Here is an 18,285-nt window from a genome sequence, read left to right as displayed (position 1 = left end):
GTGGTGAGATGAACGGCGTGCAGGCGTACCGGCTGGTTCGTCGGCCGGCGAAGGCCGAGCCGGCGCGGATCGACGATCCCGCGCAGCGCGCCGTGGTCGCACACACCGACGGACCGCTGCTGGTCGTCGGCGGCCCCGGCACCGGCAAGACCAGCACCCTGGTGGCGGCGGTCGCCGCGCGCATCGCCGAGGGCACCGATCCGGAGCGGATCCTGGTGCTCACCTTCAACCGGCGGGCCGCCAGCGAACTGCGCGCGCGGATCGAGGCGGCCATCGCCGTCGGATCCCGGCGGGTGCTGCACGAACCCCTGGTACGCACGTTTCCCGGCTACGCGTTCGGCCTGTTGCGTCGAGCCGCCGCCGAGCGGGGCGAGCCGTCGCCGCGGCTGCTCACCGGCCCCGAACAGGATCTGATCATCCGCGAACTGCTGGACGTCGCCGGCCCGCAACCGGGCGACTCCTCACCGGGCCGGCCCGGTGAACAGATCGGCGACCAGATCGGCGACCCGGTGGGCTGGCCGAGTGACCTGCGCGCCGCGCTGCCGACCCGGGCGTTCGCCACCCAACTGCGCGACCTGCTGCAGCGGGCCACCGAACGGGGCATCGGCCCGGTCGAGCTGGCTCGGCTCGGCGAGCGGCTGGGCCGGGCCGACTGGCCCGCCGCCGCCCGCTTCCTGCGCCAGTACGTCGCCGTCCTCGCGTTGCGTGACGTCAGCAACCGGGGCTCGGTGGGCTACGACCACGCCGAGCTGGTCCGGGCCGCCGCCGGGCTGCTCACCGACGACCCGCCGCTGCTGGACGCCGAGCGCCGCCGACTGTCCTACGTCTACGTCGACGAGTTGGCCGACACCGATCCCGCCCAGGTGGGGCTGCTCGACCTGATCGCCGGCGGTGGCCGGACGCTGGTCGCGTTCGCCGACCCGGACTCTTCCACGTACGCCTTCCGGGGTGCCGATCCGGGGATCGTGCCGGCCTTCGGGCTCCGGTTCCGGACCGCTTCCGGGGCGGTGGCCCGGCAGATCGTGCTGCCGGTCGGTCACCGCGCCGACCCGGCGCTGCTGGCGGTGACCGGCCGGGTCGCCCGTCGGCTGCGCGGCCCGGCCGGGCATCGCGACCTACGCCCGGCGGCAACCGCGCCCGGCCCGGCGGAGACGGGCCGATCCTCGACGGGTGGTCCGTCGACCGAGCGGTCCGGCGGTGACGTCGCGCAGGTCCGCGTCTTCCGGTCGGCGACCAGCGAAGCCAGCTATCTGGCGCACGCGTTGCGGGTGGCGCATCTGATCGACGGCGTGCCCTGGTCCCGGATGGCGGTGATCGTGCGCTCGACCACGCTGCAGTTGCCGCCACTGCAGCGGGCACTGCACGTCACCGGTGTGCCGACCGTGGTGCACGCCGAGGACCTGCCGCTGCACCGGCAGCCGGCGGTCGCGCCGCTACTGCTGTTGCTGCGCTGCGCGCTCGAGCCGGCGCGGCTCGACGAGGAAGCGGCGGTCGCGCTGCTGCACTCCCCGCTGGGCGGGGCGGATCCGCTGGCCGAGCGACGGCTGCGCCAGGGGCTGCGGGCACTGGCGCTGGCCGCCGGGGATCGGCGGCCCTCCGGTGAGCTGCTGGTCGACGCGCTGCGGGATCCGGCGGAACTCGCCGCGATCGATCGCCGCTGGGCGGCGCCGGCGCAGGCGGTCGCGGCGCTGCTGGCGACCGGCCGGGACACCGCCACCCGCGCCGGAGCGACGGTGGAGGACGTGCTCTGGGCGGTGTGGCACACCAGTGGGCTGGCCGACCGCTGGTTCGGCGCGATCGTGCGGGGCCGGACCCCGGCCGGGCCGGCCGGTGCCGTACAGGTGGGTGGGTTGACCGACACGGCCGGCCGGTGGCGGGCCGCCGCCGCCGACCGCGACCTCGACGCGGTGATGGCGTTGTTCGACGCGGCGGCGAGGTTCGTCGACCGGCTGCCCGGCGCCCGGACCGAGGTGTTCCTCGACCACGTGCTCGGCCAGCAGCTGCCGGCCGACACGCTGGCGCCCAGCGGCGACCGGGGTGAGGCGGTCCGGCTGCTCACCGCACACGCCGCCAAAGGGCTCGAATGGGACGTGGTGGCGGTCGCCGGAGTGCAGGAAGGCGTCTGGCCGGACCTGCGGCTGCGCGGCAGCCTGCTCGGCTCGGAGCGGCTGGTGGACGTGCTCACCGGCCGGGCCGACGGTGCCGGACTGGCCGCGTCGCTGGTGGCGCAGACGTCGGCGTTGCTCGACGAGGAGCGCCGGTTGTTCTACGTGGCGGTGACCCGGGCCCGACGACGGCTGCTGGTCACCGCGGTCGCCTCCGCCGGGGTCGGTGGGCTGGACAACGAGGAACAGCCGAGCCGGTTCCTGCACGAGCTCGGCCTGTCGACAGTGCAGGATTCCGACGGCGCGGAGGTGCCGACGCTGCCGGTCGGCCGGCCGCCGCGGTCGTTGACCCTGCCGGCGCTGGTCGCCGAGTTGCGTTCGGCGGTCACCGACCAGGCGGCGGAGCCTTCTCGCCGGCACGAGGCCGCCGCGGTGCTGGGCCGGCTGGCGGTCGCCGGGGTGCCCGGCGCCCACCCGGACGACTGGTGGGGGCTGCGGGCGCTGTCGGACGACCGGCCGCTGGTCGACGACGGCGAGTCGGTGCGGGTCACCCCGTCGACCATGGAGAGCGCGCTGCGGTGCAGCCTGCGCTGGCTGCTGGAACGGCACGGCGGTCGGGGCGAGCCGAGTGCGGCGGCCGGCGTCGGCAACCTGGTGCACGCGGCGGCGATGCTCGCCGAGGACGCCAGCGTCGACCGGGCGAAGCTCCTGGAGTACGTCGCCGCCCGGTTCGACGCGATCGACCTGGCTGCCCGCTGGATGGCCGGCCCGGAGCTGGCCCGCGCCGAAGGCATGGTCGACAAGCTGCTGCGCTGGCTGGCCAGCAACCCGCGCCGGCTGCTCGCCATCGAGCACGAGTTCACCGTACGGCTGGACGACCCGCAGCGGCCGGTGGAGCTGACCGGCCGGGTGGACCGGTTGGAGATCGACGCCGACGGACGACTGGTGGTGATCGACCTCAAGACCGGCAAGTCGACCTCGGTGACCGCCGCCGAGCTGGCCGAGCATCCGCAGCTGGGTGCCTACCAGGCGGCGGTCGAGGCGGGGGCGTTCGCCGAGTACGGCGACGACTCCGGCGGCGCGTCGCTGGTGCAGCTCGGCACCGGAGTCAAGGAGGCGAAGGAGCAGCAGCAGCCGTCGTTGGCCGACACCGACGACGCCGGCTGGGCGACGGCGATGGTCCGGCGGACCGCGCAGACGATGGCCGCGTCGACCTTCTCCGCGGTGGCCAACTCCAGCTGCCGGGTCTGCCCGGTGAAGACCAGCTGCCCGGTGTCCGGCAAGGGACGCCAGGTCGTCGAACCACCGTCCGGCGGGCCGCCGGCCGCCGGGCCACCCGTCGTCGAGCGACCAGGGGAGCACGGTTGACTCAACAGTCGCTGTTCGCCGCCACGCCGTCGCCGCGTCGCCGCGCCGACTCCGGCCCGCGCTACACCCCGCAGGAGCTGTCCCGGCTGCTGAAACTGCCGCCGCCGACACCGGAGCAGGCGGCGATCATCGCCGCGCCGGTGGAGCCGCTGCTGGTGGTCGCCGGTGCCGGTTCCGGCAAGACGGAGACGATGGCCGCCCGGGTCGTCTGGCTGGTCGCCAACGACCAGGTCCGCCCGGAGCAGGTGCTCGGACTGACGTTCACCCGCAAGGCGGCCGGGGAGCTGGGGCACCGGATCCGGACCCGGCTCGGGCAGCTGGTCCGGCAGGTCGGCCGGGAGGGCCGCCGGGCCGACGAGGATCCGCTCGCCGGCGAGCCGATGGTCGCCACCTACCACTCGTACGCCGCCCGGGTGGTCACCGAGCACGGGCTGCGCGCCGGGTTCGAACCGTCCGCCCGGCTGCTCACCGAGGCGTCCCGCTGGCAGATCGTCGACTTCCTGGTCCGCAACTACGACGGTGACATGTCCGAGGTGGACCGGGCGCCGGGCACGGTCACCGACGCGGTGTTGGCCCTCGCCGGTGAGCTGGCCGAGCATCTGGTCACCCCGGACCAGCTGGCGGGGTGGACCGGTCGGTTCTTCGCCGAGGTGCAGTCACGGCCCGGCCGGGTGTACGCCGACGTCAGGCGGGCGTTGGCGATCCAGCAGATCCGGCTGCGGCTGCTGCCGTTGGTCCGCGCGTACCAGCAGCGCAAGGCCGACTTCGAGGCGATGGACTTCGCCGACCAGATGTCCCGGGCGGCACAGGTGACCCGCGACCACCCGGCGGTGGGGGAGTCGGAGCGCGACCGTTACCGGGTGGTGCTGCTCGACGAGTACCAGGACACCAGCCACGCCCAGGTGGTGATGTTGCGGTCGTTGTTCGGCGTCGGGCATCCGGTGGTCGCCGTCGGTGACCCGTGCCAGTCGATCTACGGCTGGCGGGGGGCGAGCGCCGGCACCCTGGACCGGTTCCCGACCGAGTTCACCCGCGTCGACGGCAACCCGGCCTCCGCGCTCACCCTGACCACCAGCTGGCGTAACCGGCCGGAGATCCTCAGCGTCGCCAACCAGGTGTCCGGCCCGCTGCGTTCGGCCGGGGCCCGGGTGGCGGCGCTGGCCGCCGCCGCCAAGGTGGCCCCGCCGATCCCGGGTCGCACCGCCGGCGGCGCACCGGCCGCTACCGTGCACTGCGCGTTGCTGGACTCGGTACTCGCCGAGGCCGAGTGGATCGCCGACAGCATGCTGGCCGCCTGGCGCGGCGCGGCCGGCGTGGATCCCGGTCGGGGCGACGAGATCCCGGTCGAGGCCCGGCCGACCAGCGCGGTGCTGGTCCGGGTCCGGAGCCAGATCCCGGCGATCGAGTCGGCGCTGCGGGCCCGGGGGCTACCGGTCGAGGTGGTCGGTCTCGGCGGCCTGCTGGACACCCCGGAGGTCCGCGACGTCGTCTGTACGCTGCGGGTGCTGGCCGACCCGACCGACGGTGCCGCCCTGCTGCGGCTGCTGACCGGGGCGCGGTGGCGGATCGGGCCGCGTGACCTGGTGGCGCTGCACCGGCGGGCCCGGGCGATCGCCGACACCCGCCGGGACCTGCCCCGCTCCGGCGCCGCCGGCAGAGCCGCCGAGCCGGAGATCGTGGTCGACAACCTCGACGAGGCGAGCCTGGTCGAGGCGTTGGCCGATCCCGGTCCGGCCCAGCTCTACTCGGCCGAGGGCTTCGCACGGCTGCGCGCGTACGGGCGGGAGTTGGCGTCGCTGCGCCACCGGCTGGACCAGTCGTTGCCGGATCTGATCGCCGACATCGAGCGGACCGTCGGGTTGGACGTGGAGGTGGCGGTGCGCGCCGGTGGCGCCGGCAGCGGCGGGGACGCCGGCCTGGCCCGGGGACACCTCGACGCACTGGGCGACGTCGCCGCCCGGTTCGCCGGCGAGTCCGACAGCGCGACCCTGTCGTCGTTCCTGGCCTTCCTGGCCGCCGCCGAGGACGAGGAGCGCGGGCTCAGCCCGGGCGAGGTCGACGTGGTCTCCGGCGCGGTGCAGATCCTCACCGCGCATGCCGCGAAGGGTCTCGAATGGGACGTGGTGTCGGTTGCCGGGCTGACCCGCGACGTGTGGCCGGGCCCGGTGCGCGGCTCCGACCACTACCTGTACGGGCTGGGGGTGCTGCCGTTCCCGCTGCGTGGCGACGCCGACGGGCTGCCGGTGCTGGATCTTGAGGAGGCCGAGGACCAGAAAGCGGTGGAGCGGGAGCTGACCGGGTTCGGCAAGCGGTGGCGCGAGCACGACGAGCGGGAGGAGCGGCGGCTGGCGTACGTGGCGATCACCCGGCCGCGTCGGCTGCTGCTCTGCTCGGGCTACTGGTGGGGGGCCGGGGTGAAACGCCACCGCGGGCCGTCGGTCTTTCTGCAGGAGGTCCACGACGACTGCCTGGCCGGTGCCGGGGTGGTGGACCGCTGGGCGCCGGAGCCGTTGCCGGGGGCGTCGAACCCGATCGACGAGGTGACGGTGCGGGCCGAGTGGCCGGCGGATCCGCTGGGTTCGCTGCGGCCCCGGGTCGCGGAGGCGGCCGGGTTGGTCCGTCAGGCGATGGAGCGCGTCGGCGACCGGCCGCCGGCCGCCGCCGAGTTGCTGCCCGCCGGCGGGCCGTCCGGCGACGAGCCGGATCCGCAGGGGCGGTCCTGGTGGCGGGAGGCGCGGATTCTGCTCGCCGAGCGGGAGCAACTGGCGCAGGGGGTGGGGCCGGTGGACGTAGCGCTGCCCGAGCAGCTGTCGGTGTCGCAGCTGGTGGCGTTGCGCCGGGACCGGTTCGCGCTGGCCCGTACGCTGCGCCGGCCGTTGCCGAACCGGCCGGATCCGTACGCCCGCCGGGGGACCGCGTTCCACGCCTGGCTGGAGCAGCGGTTCGGGGTGGACCGGCTGTTGGACGTCGACGAGTTGCCGGGCGCGGCCGACGCCGACGCCGCCCCGGACGAGGCGTTGCTGGAGTTGCAGGAGCGGTTCCTGGCCAGCGAGTGGGCCGGGCGGACCCCGGTGGAGGTGGAGGTGCCGTTCGCCACGGTGATCGCCGGGGTGGTGGTACGCGGCCGGATGGACGCGGTGTTCGCCGGGCTGGCCGGCCGCTACGACGTGGTGGACTGGAAGACGGGTCGGCAACCGACCGGGGTGGCCGAGACCGCGGCCACGGTGCAGTTGGCCGCGTACCGGCTTGCCTGGGCGGACCTGGCGGGGGTGCCGGTGGAGCAGGTACGGGCGGCGTTCCACTACGTCCGGGACGGGGTGACGGTCCGCCCGGCCGACCTGCTGGACCGGTCCGGGCTGGCCGCCTTGATCAGTGACTTGCCGTTGCTGGGTGAAGCGCCGGATTCGTGATAGCCTGGCGGTGTTGCAGTTTTGGTTCCCCGTGCCGTCCCCGGGTTCGCCCGGCCGGCCGGTCACAGTGACAGTGCGAGCGCCTGTGGGGTCTCGGCCCAGGCGCTCTTTGTTGTGTCCGGGCTCAGTTCCGGATGGGGCGATCAGCACCGCGACGCCGATCCGCGTAGCAGCGTGGATCTTCCATCGGCCCGCAGGCAGTCTCGGGACCGATCGTTCCGTCAAGGAGAATGAGTTACATGGCAGTAGGCACCGTCAAGTGGTTCAACGCGGACAAGGGCTTCGGCTTCATCACCCCGGATGAGGGCGGCGCCGACGTGTTCGCCCACTTCTCGGCCATCCAGTCCTCCGGCTACCGGAGCCTGGACGAGAACCAGCGGGTCGAGTTCGAGATCACCCAGGGCCAGAAGGGCCCGCAGGCGGCGAACATCCGCCCGCTCTGAGACACCCTGTGCGTGCGGTCCGGCTCCCGTCGACTGGTGGGGGCCGGGCCACGGCAGGTCAGATTCTGATTCGTGTCACATCCTGTTGCATCCTGGTTCGTGCTTGTGACCGCTGGCGGCTCTGCCGCCTGGCGCCTTCCTCGCTACGTGCCATCTAGCGGAAGGTCCTTCCGATCATGAGCACCACCACACTGAACCCTGCCCAATCGGCGTCGTTCGCCGATTTCGGGCTGCCGGCCAGCCTGCTCGCCGCGCTGACCGCCAACGGCATCAACGAGCCGTTCCCGATCCAGTCCGCGACGCTGCCCGACTCGCTGGCCGGTCGCGACGTCCTCGGCCGGGGCCGCACCGGCTCCGGCAAGACGCTCGCCTTCGGCCTGCCGCTGGTCGCCCGTACCGCCGGGCGGCGGGCCCGGCCGGGCCGTCCGCTGGCCCTGGTCCTGGTCCCCACCCGTGAGCTGGCCCAGCAGGTGACCGCCGCGATCGAGCCGTACGCGCGGGCCGCCAAGCTGCGCTGCGTCACCGTCGTCGGCGGCATGTCGCTGGGCCGCCAGTCGGACGCGTTGCGCTCCGGCGCGGAGATCGTCGTCGCCACCCCGGGCCGGCTCAACGACCTGGTCAACCGGGGTGCCTGCCGGCTCGAGGACGTCACCGTCGCGGTGCTGGACGAGGCCGACCAGATGGCCGACATGGGCTTCCTCCCACAGGTCACCATGATCCTGCGCCAGGTGGCGCCGGGCGGGCAGCGGATGCTCTTCTCGGCCACCCTGGACCGTGGAGTCGACCGGCTGGTCCGCGAGTTCCTCAGCAACCCGGTGTCGCACCAGGTCGACCCGGGTACCGCCACGGTCAGCGCGATGACCCACCACATGCTCAACGTCTCGGCCGCCGACAAGCCGGCCGCCGCGGCGGCGATCGCGGCCCGCGACGGCCGGGTCATCATGTTCATCGGTACGAAGCACCGCGCCGACCGGCTGGCCCGCCAGCTGCTCGCCAGCGGGGTCCGGGCAGCGGCCCTGCACGGCGGCAAGTCCCAGGGCCAGCGCAACCGGATCCTGGAGCAGTTCAAGTCCGGGCAGATCACCGCGCTGGTCGCCACCGATGTCGCGGCCCGGGGCATCCACATCGACGACCTCAACCTGGTGGTCAACGTGGACCCGCCGGCCGACCACAAGGACTACCTGCACCGGGGCGGGCGTACCGCCCGGGCCGGCGCGACCGGGATGGTGGCCACCCTGGTGCTGCCCGAGCAGCGCCGCGAGATGGACCGGCTCTTCGCCGCGGCGAAGATCCGGCCGGAGCTGGTGTGGGTGCGTCCGGGCGACGGCGAGCTGGCCCGGGTCACCGGGGCGCGTACGCCGAGCGGGGTGCCGGTGACGGTCGCCGCCGCGCCGGTGCGTTCTTCAGCCGCCGCTGGTGGCGGTGGCAACCGGCCGGGTCGCCGTCCGGGCGGCCGCCGCCGGCCGGCAGCAGCCGCCCGCCGCCCAGCCGCCCGCTGACAAACCGACACCAACTACGTCTTTCGACTACCCGGTCGGGCCACCGCTGCCGGCCGGGTAGTCCAGCAACGGTGACCGGCCGGCGGCCCAGCCGTCCAGGACCGGTTCGATGATCCGCCAGCTCTCCTCGGCCTCCTGCGCCTGCGCGGACAGTCGGGTGTCACCGTCGATGATGGCCAGCAGCAGCTGCCCGTACGGGCTGGGTGCCTGCCGGGCCAGTTCGGTGACCAGTTCGACCGGCTCCAGGTCGAACGGGTCTCCGATGCCGTTGACGTTGAGTCGTAGCGACATCCGGTCCGGGTCGAGTTGCAGCCGCAGTTCGTTGCACCGGCTGTCCCGGTCGGCGAAGATCGCGTGTGGCACGTCGGCGAAGCGGACCACGATCTCCCGCCGGTCGGCGGCCAGTGCCTTACCGGTACGCAACCGGAACGGCACCCCGGACCACCGCCAGTTGTCGATATATACGGTGAGTTCGGCGTACGTCTCGGTGGCCCGTGCCGGGTCGACGCCGACGCCGTCGACGTAGCCGGCCACGGTCCGCTCGCCGCGCCGGCCCCGCACGGTGCCAGCGGTGTAGCGGCCCCGGACGGTGCAGCGGCCCACGTCGGCGTCGCGGATCGGGCGGACCGCCCGCAGCACGTCGCGTTTGCGTACCGCCAGATCGGCCGGGTCGATGGTCAGCGGCGGCTCCATCGCCACCAGGGTCAACAGCTGCAGCAGATGGTTCTGCACCATGTCCCGCAACGCGCCCGCGTGGTCGTAGTAGCTGGCCCGCCCCTGCGCGTCGACCGTCTCGTCGAAGACGATGTCGATGCCGGTGATGTGTGTGTTGCTCCACAGCGGCTCCAGCACCCGGTTGGCGAACCGCAGCCCGAGCAGGTTCAGCACGGTCTGCTTGGCCAGGAAGTGGTCCACCCGGAACACCCGGTCGTCCGGCAGCACCTGATGCAGCACGGTGTTGAGCCGGCGGGCGCTGGCCAGGTCCTCACCGAACGGCTTTTCCACCACGACCCGGATCCCGGGCGGCAGGTCACAGCGGCCCAACGCGGTTGCGACCCGTTCGAACAGTCCGTGTGGCAACGCCAGGTAGACCACCACCGGATCGTCGCCCTGGCTGGCGTGTTCGCCGGTGCGGGCCGCCCGCAGCGCGGCGGTCAGCACCTCCGGGTCGGTGACGTCGCCGGACAGGTAGCCGGCCGTGTCGGCCAGCCCGGCGCGGGCCTTGGCCGCCACCGAAGGGGCGTGTTCGCGTAGCGCCGTACCGATCTGCTGCCGGAAGGTCCGTTCGTCGATCTCGTCGCGGGCTACCCCGATGATCCGTAGCCCGCTGGCCGGCCGGTCGAGTTCGCGCAGCTGCGCCAGCCCGGGCAGCAGGTAGCGGGTGGTCAGGTCGCCGGTGGCGCCGAGCACGATCACGTTCGCTGTCACGGGCGCTTCCCTCCGTACCGGGCCAGGTTGACCGCGCTGCTGATCAACCCGATGTGGCTGAACGCCTGCGGGAAGTTTCCCAGGAAGGCACCGGTCGCGGGGTCGATCTGCTCGGGTAGCAGCCCTACGTGGTTGACCCGGGAGCAGAGCTGGTCGAACAGCTCGTGGGCCCGGTCCAGCTGCCCGCTGCCGGCGAGGTTGTCCACCCACCAGAAGGAGCAGAGCAGGAAGGCACCCTCGTCGCCGGCCAACCCGTCCGGTGACTCGTGGGGCAGGTAGCGGTAGAGCAGGTCACCACCGGCGCCGAGGCGGCGCTGCACCGCGTCGACGGTGGCGACCATCCGCGGGTCGGCCGGGTCGACCACCCGGCGCAGCGGCAGCGCGAGCAGGCTGGCGTCGAGCGTGCCAGGCTGGCCGAGGTGCTCGGTGAAGTGGCCGGCGTCGTCGTCCCACGCCTCGGTGAGCAGCGCGTCACGGATCTCGCTGGCGGCCCGCCGCCAGGGCCCGACCTCGTCGCGTCGCCCGGTGGCGGTCGCCATCCGGGCCATCCGGTCGGCCGCCACCTGGCACATCGCCACCGAGTAGGTGAACGGACGGCCCGCGTGACGGATCTCCCAGATGCCGTGATCGGGGGTGCGCCAGTTCTCCAGTGCCGAGCGACCCAGCCGGGTCAGCCTCGTCCACCGCTGCTCGTCGATCCGTCGGCCGGTCCGGGCCCATTGCCAGGCACAGTCGAGGATTTCGCCGTACACGTCGTGTTGGATCTGGTCGGCCGCCGCGTTGCCCCAGCGCACCGGGCGCGACCCGCGATAGCCGGCCAGGTCGGGGTCGATCCGTTCCGCCGCCGGCCGGGTGCCGTCGAGGGTGTAGAGCACATGTGGCCGCCCGTCCCTGGTGCAGGCCTGCAGCACCCAGGACAGGAACGAGTCCGCCTCGGTGGTCAGGCCGACCCGGCGCAGCGCGTAGACCGTGTACGCGGCGTCGCGTACCCAGGTGAACCGGTAGTCCCAGTTGCGCTGCCCACCGATCGCCTCGGGCAGCGACGACGTCGGGGCGGCGACCACCGCGCCGCTGTCGTGGTCGTCACAGAGTTTGAGCGTGATGGCGCTGCGCCGGACCAGGTCCGTCTGCGGACCGGTGAAGTTGATCTGCTGGCTCCACCGGCGCCAGGCGGCGGCGGTCCGCTCCAGCGCGGCGCTGACCTGATCCGCGTCGCGGTTGCGGGTCGGCCCGTCGGCCCAGCGCAACACCAGTCCGAGCCGTTCACCGGCGGTCAACCGGATCCGGCCGGCGAGCCGGTCCAGCCCCGGGACGGGCCGGCTGGCGGTGAGCCGAAGTTGTGTCCCGTCGCCGGCGGGAAAGTCGATGCGGATCTCCTCGGCACCGGCGTTCGGGCGCAGCCCGCCCCGGCCGGTCAGACCGATCGCCAGGTCGACCTCGCCGTCGGTGACGGTCACCAGCCGGGCGAGTTCGCCGCAGTGGGGACCGAGTTCGGGCGATCCGTGCAGGTCGTCGCCGCTGACCAGTAGCGCGTCGCGGACCTCCAGCCGCCCGGTGGCGGTGTGCAGTTCGGTACGCAGCACCGCGGTGTCCGGCAGGTACTCCTGCCGGACACCGCGCAGCCCGGCCGGCCGCAGCGTCCAGGCTCCGCCGCGGTCGGTGTCGAGCAGCGCGGCGAACAGCGCCGGGCCGTCGAACCGGGGCAGGCAGAGCCACCGTACGGTGGCATCCACGCCGACCAGGGCGGCGGTCTGGCCGTCGCCGATCAGTCCATGGTCGGCGATGTCCGGGTAGCCGTCGGTCGACTTGGGTAGTGGACGGGCCGCGATCTCCGCCAGCTGGTCCGTCACGGGCGTCTCCTCGTGGTGTGTCCGGCCGCACCGTTTTCGGCGGGTTCGCCGACGGTACCGGTGGCCATTTCCCGGACTCGTACCCCACCGGACTCGAGTTGACGCGTCGCGGGGCTCGGCCGAGTGGCTGAGCCGGATCGGCGGGATCGCCAATTGATCGAGCCGGCCGGATGAAGGGCATCGTCGTCCGGTCGGTCGGATCCGCGAGACATTCACGCTTTTGGTCCGATGGCTGACTGCACGCCACGTCCGTTGTCGGGATCCTGTCGGTGGCGTCCGGGTACGGGGCTTCGGTCGCGACCGGCAGGGAGGTGTGGTGGGCATGGTCACCGACACCAGCGCGACACGGGAGATCCTGTTCGTCGTCGGGGTCGCGCTGGTCGGTGTGCTGCTGGCGCTGGTCACCGTCGTCACCCCCTGGTACGCCGGCCCGATCGCCACCACCGCCCCTGGCGTGGTCGAGCTGCACGCGCCCGAGCCGGCCAGGGTCGCCGCCGATCACGGCGCGCCGGACGCGGGCTGACCCACGGCACACCCGGGCTGATGCGGGGCGCTGCCGGTTTCCTCGCCGAGAGGTGCTTCACTAACGGAGATGTCTGCCACGCCGCCACCCGCCCGGCCACCGTCCGGGGCCGCCGTGGACTGGGCCGCCGGCACGGTCACCCGGACCAGTACGCCGTACCATTCGCCATCAGGTGGCGTCCCGGCACCGGGATCGGACGTCCCGCCGGTGCCGCCGCCCGGCGGGCGCGGCTCCGCCCTGCTGTGGTGGTTCGGCGGTGCCGCCGGGTTGATCCTCGCCGCCGGGCTGGTGATCGTGCTGGCGTTGGCGCTGTCGGGCAACGTGGGTCCGCTGCGGACCCCGGCACCGCCGCCGGATGTGCGGCCTCCGCTGGCCCAACTGTGCCCCGGACCGACCGGCGCGCCGGTCGAGGAGACGCCGCCGCCGACCCCGGCTCCGCCGGCCACCCCGGCTCCGGACCCGTCGGCGTCGGACCCGCCGCGCACCATCGACCCGGACGCCGGCATCTCCTACCGTCGGTACGACGAACCGTGGCAGCCGTGGCGGGTGGTGTGGAACGCCGGATCACTGCGGGTGCCGTACAAGATGGGCCAGCATTTCGTCACCGAGGAGCGCTACAACGGGTTCAGCGACTACCACGCCTCGATCCTGTCGGCAGCCGTGCCGTTCGCCGAGAACGACGCGCTCACTCTCGACCTGGAATGCGTGGGCCGGCAGGTGGCCGCAGACGTGCGGGCCGAGTACTACCCGCAGCCCAACCGGATGGATTCGATCCGCGACGAGCGCACCACCCTCGGTGGTCGCCCGGCCTGGCTGACCGTGTTTCGGCTGTACTTCACCCAGCCCGGCCTGCAGGCCACCGACGAGCTGGTGGCGGTGGCCTGCATCGACGTCGGTCGGCCCACCGCCGCGGTGCTGTTCGTCTCCATCCCGGGCACCCACCGTCAACTCGACTGGGTGGTCGAGGATCTGTACGCATCGGTTCGCGTCGAATGATCCGGCGCCACTCCGGGGCGGGGCGTCGACAGGTTAGGGTCGGTCCGTGGCGCGAACAGTACGGATTCCGGCGACCGCGTACCCGGTGGAGCGGTTCACTCTCGCCAACGGCCTGCGGGTGGTCCTCGCGCCCGACCGCAGCGCGCCGGTGGTCGGCGTGGCGGTCGTCTACGACGTCGGGATCCGTTCCGAGCCACCGGGCCGAACCGGTTTCGCGCACCTGTTCGAACACCTGATGTTCCAGGGTTCGGAGAATCTGCCGAAGCTGGCGCACTTCCGCCACGTGCAGGGCTCCGGCGGGACGTTCAACGGCAGCACCCATCTGGACTACACCGACTACTACGAGGTGCTGCCGAGCAACGCGCTGGAACGGGCGCTGTTCCTGGAGGCCGACCGGATGCGCGGTCCGCAGCTGACCGAGGAGAACCTGCGCAACCAGGTCGACGTGGTCAAGGAGGAGATCCGGGTCAACGTGCTGAACCGGCCGTACGGCGGGTTTCCCTGGCTGCATCTGCCGCCGGTGATGTTCGACACCTTCCCCAACGCACACGACGGGTACGGGTCCTTCGTCGATCTGGACAGCGCCACGGTCGGCGAGTCGGCCGAGTTCTTCACCCGCTACTACGCCTGCGGAAACGCGGTGCTCGCCGTCGCCGGGGACTTCGACGTGGCCGCCGCGACCGAGCTCGTCGAGCGGCACTTCGGTGACGTGCCGACCCGGCCGGCGCCGACCCGACCGAGCTTCGCCGAGCCGGACCTGACCGCCGAGCGCCGGCAGTCCTATGCCGACCCGCTCGCACCGCTGCCTGCGGTCGCCGCCGCCTGGCGGGTGCCGGATCCGATCACCGACCTCGACGCCTACCTGCCGTACGTGGTACTCGCCGAGGTGCTGACCGACGGCGACGCGGCCCGGCTGGTTGATCGACTGGTCCGCGGTGACCGGTCGGTGACCAGCATCGGTGGCTATCTCAGCTTCGAGGGGGAGCCGTTCGACGTGCGGGACCCGTCGGCGTTGGTGCTGCAGGCGCATCTGCCGCCCGGTGGCGACGTCGACAAGGTGCTCACCGCCGTGGACGAGGAGGTCGACCGGTTGGCGACCGACGGGTTCGTCCGGGGCGAGCTCGCCCGGGTGCAGGCCCGGATGGCGACCCATCTGCTGCGCGACACCGACGGTGTGCTCGGCCGGGGGCTGCGGATGGCGGTGCTGGAGCAGCAGCGCGGCGCACCAGAGTTGATCAACGAGTTGCCCCGGCTGCTCGGCACGGTCACCGAGGAGCAGGTCCGCCAGGCCGCCGCCGCGCTGCGACCGCAGCGGCGGGCCGCGATCGAGGTCGTCCCCGGAGGCGTCGAGTGAGCAGCGACACGGCCGAGCAGCCGCCGACCCGGGTCCGGCGGCCGCTGCCACCGTTGGGGCCGACCCGCACACCGCCGTTGCCCACGGTCGCCGAGCGGACTCTCGACAACGGGCTGCGGGTGATCGCGATCCGTCGCCCGTCGGTGCCGCTGGTCGAGATCCGGCTCTGGGTGCCGTTCGCCCGCGCGCCGCTGGCCCGGGCGACGGTGCTGTCCCAGACCCTGTTCTCCGGCACCGCCGAGCGCTCCGGCGTCGAACTGGCCGCCGAGGTGCAGGCGGTCGGCGGTGGACTGTCCGCCGGGCTCGACGCCGACCGGCTGCTGGTCGCCGGCGCCGGCCTGGTCACCGGGCTGAAACGGATGCTGGAGCTGCTCGGTGAGGTGCTCACCGGCGCGTCGTACCCCGCCGGTGAGGTGGCCATCGAGCGCGACCGGCTCGCCGACCGGATCCAGGTGGCGTTGAGTCAGCCGGCGTTCCTCGCCCGCACGGCGTTGGCCCGGCGGCTGTACGGTCGGCATCCGTACGCCGAATCGACGCCCGGGGCGGACCAGGTTCGTGCGGTGCGCCCCGCCGGGCTGCGCGCCCTGCACGCCGACCGGGTGCGGCCGGCCGGGGCCCACCTGGTGCTGGTCGGCGACGTCGCGCCCAAGCGTGCCCTGGACACCGCCGAGGCGGCGTTGGCCGGCTGGACCAGCGCCGGGCGGCAGTTGCGGCTCGCGCCCGCTCCCGATCCCCGGCCCGCACCGCTGCTGCTGGTCGACCGGCCGGGATCGGTGCAGTCGTCGATCCGGATCGCGTTGCCGGCGGTGGACCGGCGGCACCCGGACCACGCGGCGCTGCAGCTGGCGAACATGGTGTTCGGCGGCTACTTCTCGTCGCGCTGGGTGGAGAACATCCGGGAGGACAAGGGCTACAGCTACGGGCCGTATTCGATGGTCGAGCATTCGGTCGCCGGGTCGGTGCTGATGCTCGCCGCCGACGTGGCCACCGAGGTGACCGCGCCGGCCCTGCTGGAGACGCTGCACGAGCTGGGTCGGCTGGCGGTGCTGCCGCCCGGTGCCGACGAGCTGGAACAGGCCCGGCAGTACGCGGTCGGCAGTCTGCAGCTGGGCATGTCGACGCAGGCCGGGCTGGCCGGCCTGGCCAGCACCTACGCCGGGTTCGACCTGCCGTTGGAGTTTCTCGCCGAGCACACCGCCCGGCTGGCCTCGGTGACCGTCGACGAGGTCGCCACCGCGGCCACCCGGTATCTGGCTCCGGCGGGTGCGCTGGGCGTGGTACTCGGGGACGTGGCCCGCATCGGCGGCCCGGTCGCCGCGCTGACCGAGGTCGCCGCACCCGGCGCGGTCGGGTGAACAGCGGATCGGAGGTCACCGTCGGTGACGTCGGGCCGCCGCCGTTGGCGCGCGCGTCGGTGGACCGGGCGGCGCGGCACCGTACCGATCCGCGGTGGTTGGCGCGGGCGTGGGACCGGTCGCGGGTGCTGGTGGTCGACTCGGCGGCCGGCGGGCGGGCGTTCGTCCGTGACGACGGCACCGGCGCTGGGCTGGGACTGGTGTTGGTCGGCCCGGAGCAGGCACCGGCCGTCGCGGTCGAGGATCGGATCTTTCTCGGTACGGATGACGACGGCACCCCGATCTTCGCGGTCGACGCCGCGCTGGGTGCCGCCGTACCGGATGCCGCCCGGCTGGTGACCGTCCGCGACGTCGGACACCTGCTCGGCGACCGCGACGCCGGGCTGTTCACCACGGCGGCGGCCCTGGTCGGCTGGCATGCCCGACATCCGTACGCGGCGTCGACCGGGCTGGCGACCCGGGCTGTCGACGGCGGGTGGTCCCGGGTGGACAGCGATGGGGCGCGCAACTGGCCGCGTACCGATCCGGCGGTGATCGCGCTGCTGACCGACGGTGTGGCCGGGCCGGCCGGCCGCTGCCTGCTGGCCAACCACCACGCGCGCCGCGGCGACGGGCAACACCGGCTCTACTCCTGCCTGGCCGGGTTCGTGGAGCCGGGCGAGTCGGCGGAGGCGGCCCTCGCCCGGGAGGTGGCCGAGGAGGTGGGGATGACCCTGTCCCGGTCGACCTACGTCGCGAGCCAGTCCTGGCCGTTCCCCGGCACCCTGATGTTGGGCTATCTGGCGTACGTCGACCCGGAGCAGCCGATTCGGCCGGACCCGGAGGAGATCGTCCGGGCACGTTGGTTCAGCCGGGCCGAGGTGTCGGCGATCCTCGCCGGTGAGCGGGTCGACTCCGGCGACGGCTTCGTGGTCCGGCTGGCACCGCCGGCGTCGATCGCCGCCTACCTGATCCACGGCTGGGTCGTCGACTGACGGCGACGCTCCCTCGGGTCACCGGGTCCGACCTTTGTACAACCCCGGCCCGTGGGCAGCGTTGCCGCGCTGCCCATCGGGCCGGGGTCTTCGCCCGTGTCGGTCGGCGTGGCCTTGGCTGATGTGGTGGGCCGGCCGGTCGACGACGGGTCGTATCGGGGCCGGCGGTCAGGTCGGGACGGCCCCGGTGACCGGGAGCGGGAGCGGGAGCGGGACGACTTTGACCCGTTGCCGGCCGGAGCGCACGGACCCGACCGTGGACAGGGCTCTGGCCAGCCGCATCGCCGCGTCGCGGTCTTCGGCGCAGACCGTCTGCCGGCGTAGCTCGGGGGTGTTCCGCTCGTCGCGGATGCGTTGGCCGTTGGCGACGGCGGCGATGAGTTCGTCGTGTGCCACCGCACGGATCTCCGTGCGGACGATCAGATATCGCATGAGCGACTCCGGGAAACCGTGACCGACTGTCGGACGGCCGATGGCGGTTTCCGGATTTGCGTGGAACTTCCATCGGATGTATCCACAGGTGGAGAACCCGGAATGACGACCGGTTAAACCTGACAATCGGATCGATCCGGATGACCGTTCGGGGGATCGACGGTGGTCCTTGTGGTGCAGGGGCTGCGGCGGGGCGGTAGGACGGGCCCGAGCCGGGTCGGGGTGGCGGTGGCCACCCGGCTCGTTCCGCCCGTGCCGGACGATCTCCCGGCACGGATCAGTGCGGTCAGTTCAGGTCGAACTCGCCCGACTTCGCGCTGTCGATGAAGTCACGCCAGGTGTCCCGGTCGAACGACAGCACCGGCCCGGTACGGTCCTTGCTGTCGCGCATCAGCACCGGGGCGCCCTGGCCAGCCAGCGGTCCGACCTCCACACAGTTGGTGCTCTGACTGCGGCTGCTCTTGTGCCAGGCGGGCATGGCCGCCCCGGTGATCGGCGCGCCGGACTGATCTGCTGGGTTCATTCCTGCTCCTTGCTGGTCAAGCGGA

13 protein-coding genes are annotated in these 18,285 nt (G+C 73.3%); 9 read left to right on the top strand and 4 right to left on the bottom strand.

What is annotated here, in order from left to right:
* The first annotated feature begins 8 nt into the window (after nucleotides 1-8).
* The 4 genes from ACFHVL_RS17835 (at nucleotide 9) to ACFHVL_RS17820 (ending at nucleotide 8,825) form a co-directional block, all read left to right on the top strand.
* Entirely contained in the window at nucleotides 9-3,473 is a 3,465-nt protein-coding gene (locus ACFHVL_RS17835) for an ATP-dependent helicase (protein WP_416629182.1), read from the top strand.
* A complete protein-coding gene (locus ACFHVL_RS17830; protein WP_416629181.1) occupies nucleotides 3,470-6,883 on the top strand; it encodes an ATP-dependent helicase in 3,414 nt (1,137 codons plus the stop codon). Before ACFHVL_RS17835 ends, ACFHVL_RS17830 begins: the two co-directional genes overlap by 4 nt.
* Before the next feature lie 239 nt (nucleotides 6,884-7,122).
* Nucleotides 7,123-7,326 (top strand): cold-shock protein, encoded by a 204-nt coding sequence (locus tag ACFHVL_RS17825; RefSeq protein WP_123605346.1) that lies wholly within the window; start codon nucleotides 7,123-7,125, stop codon nucleotides 7,324-7,326.
* A gap of 176 nt (nucleotides 7,327-7,502) precedes the next feature.
* On the top strand, nucleotides 7,503-8,825 hold the full coding sequence (locus ACFHVL_RS17820) for a DEAD/DEAH box helicase (RefSeq protein WP_416629180.1): 1,323 nt from the start codon (nucleotides 7,503-7,505) through the stop codon (nucleotides 8,823-8,825).
* Between the two features lie 27 nt (nucleotides 8,826-8,852).
* Here the strand turns inward: ACFHVL_RS17820 and ACFHVL_RS17815 are convergent, their stop codons facing one another.
* Together ACFHVL_RS17815 and ACFHVL_RS17810 are read right to left on the bottom strand one after the other, a co-directional pair.
* On the bottom strand, nucleotides 8,853-10,253 hold the full coding sequence (locus ACFHVL_RS17815) for a glucose-6-phosphate dehydrogenase (RefSeq protein WP_416629179.1): 1,401 nt from the start codon (nucleotides 10,251-10,253) through the stop codon (nucleotides 8,853-8,855).
* Nucleotides 10,250-12,103, bottom strand: coding sequence for a glycoside hydrolase family 15 protein (locus ACFHVL_RS17810; protein WP_416629178.1), 1,854 nt, complete (start codon nucleotides 12,101-12,103; stop codon nucleotides 10,250-10,252). The genes ACFHVL_RS17815 and ACFHVL_RS17810 overlap by 4 nt, the downstream gene beginning before the upstream one ends.
* Before the next feature lie 322 nt (nucleotides 12,104-12,425).
* Here ACFHVL_RS17810 and ACFHVL_RS17805 point away from each other — a divergent pair, with 322 nt between their 5' ends.
* From ACFHVL_RS17805 to nudC, 5 genes are all read left to right on the top strand, one after another.
* The gene (locus ACFHVL_RS17805; RefSeq protein WP_416629177.1) at nucleotides 12,426-12,626 is read left to right on the top strand and encodes a hypothetical protein; all 201 of its coding nucleotides are present in this window, start codon (nucleotides 12,426-12,428) and stop codon (nucleotides 12,624-12,626) included.
* 69 nt (nucleotides 12,627-12,695) lie between these two features.
* On the top strand, nucleotides 12,696-13,622 hold the full coding sequence (locus ACFHVL_RS17800) for a hypothetical protein (RefSeq protein ID WP_416629176.1): 927 nt from the start codon (nucleotides 12,696-12,698) through the stop codon (nucleotides 13,620-13,622).
* A 46-nt stretch (nucleotides 13,623-13,668) separates the two neighbouring features.
* Nucleotides 13,669-14,976 (top strand): M16 family metallopeptidase, encoded by a 1,308-nt coding sequence (locus ACFHVL_RS17795; protein ID WP_416629174.1) that lies wholly within the window; start codon nucleotides 13,669-13,671, stop codon nucleotides 14,974-14,976.
* A complete protein-coding gene (locus ACFHVL_RS17790) occupies nucleotides 14,973-16,331 on the top strand; it encodes a M16 family metallopeptidase (RefSeq protein ID WP_416629172.1) in 1,359 nt (452 codons plus the stop codon). The genes ACFHVL_RS17795 and ACFHVL_RS17790 overlap by 4 nt, the downstream gene beginning before the upstream one ends.
* Nucleotides 16,328-17,305, top strand: a complete 978-nt coding sequence (gene nudC, locus ACFHVL_RS17785; protein ID WP_416629171.1) for an NAD(+) diphosphatase — start codon at nucleotides 16,328-16,330, stop codon at nucleotides 17,303-17,305. Before ACFHVL_RS17790 ends, nudC begins: the two co-directional genes overlap by 4 nt.
* Before the next feature lie 168 nt (nucleotides 17,306-17,473).
* On the opposite strand, the gene ACFHVL_RS17780 is transcribed toward nudC, so the two are convergent.
* A complete protein-coding gene (locus ACFHVL_RS17780; RefSeq protein ID WP_416629169.1) occupies nucleotides 17,474-17,737 on the bottom strand; it encodes a hypothetical protein in 264 nt (87 codons plus the stop codon).
* 286 nt (nucleotides 17,738-18,023) lie between these two features.
* Nucleotides 18,024-18,260: a DUF397 domain-containing protein gene (locus ACFHVL_RS17775; protein ID WP_416629168.1), complete on the bottom strand. Its 237-nt coding sequence runs from the start codon at nucleotides 18,258-18,260 to the stop codon at nucleotides 18,024-18,026.
* Between the last annotated feature and the right edge of the window lie 25 nt (nucleotides 18,261-18,285).

The organism is Micromonospora sp. LOL_023, assembly GCF_048060115.1.
Taxonomy (GTDB): Bacteria; Actinomycetota; Actinomycetes; order Mycobacteriales; family Micromonosporaceae; genus Micromonospora_E.
The sequence above is the reverse complement of the archived record's forward strand: the minus strand, read 5'-3'. Positions and strand labels throughout refer to the sequence as shown.

Coding starts and splice junctions, on each gene's coding strand:
- ACFHVL_RS17835 (WP_416629182.1), top strand. CDS start 9: ATGAACGGCGTGCAGGCGTACCGGCTGGTTCGTCGGCCGGCGAAGGCC.
- ACFHVL_RS17825 (WP_123605346.1), top strand. CDS start 7,123: ATGGCAGTAGGCACCGTCAAGTGGTTCAACGCGGACAAGGGCTTCGGC.
- ACFHVL_RS17820 (WP_416629180.1), top strand. CDS start 7,503: ATGAGCACCACCACACTGAACCCTGCCCAATCGGCGTCGTTCGCCGAT.
- ACFHVL_RS17805 (WP_416629177.1), top strand. CDS start 12,426: ATGGTCACCGACACCAGCGCGACACGGGAGATCCTGTTCGTCGTCGGG.
- ACFHVL_RS17800 (WP_416629176.1), top strand. CDS start 12,696: ATGTCTGCCACGCCGCCACCCGCCCGGCCACCGTCCGGGGCCGCCGTG.
- ACFHVL_RS17780 (WP_416629169.1), bottom strand. CDS start 17,737: ATGCGATATCTGATCGTCCGCACGGAGATCCGTGCGGTGGCACACGAC.
- ACFHVL_RS17775 (WP_416629168.1), bottom strand. CDS start 18,260: ATGAACCCAGCAGATCAGTCCGGCGCGCCGATCACCGGGGCGGCCATG.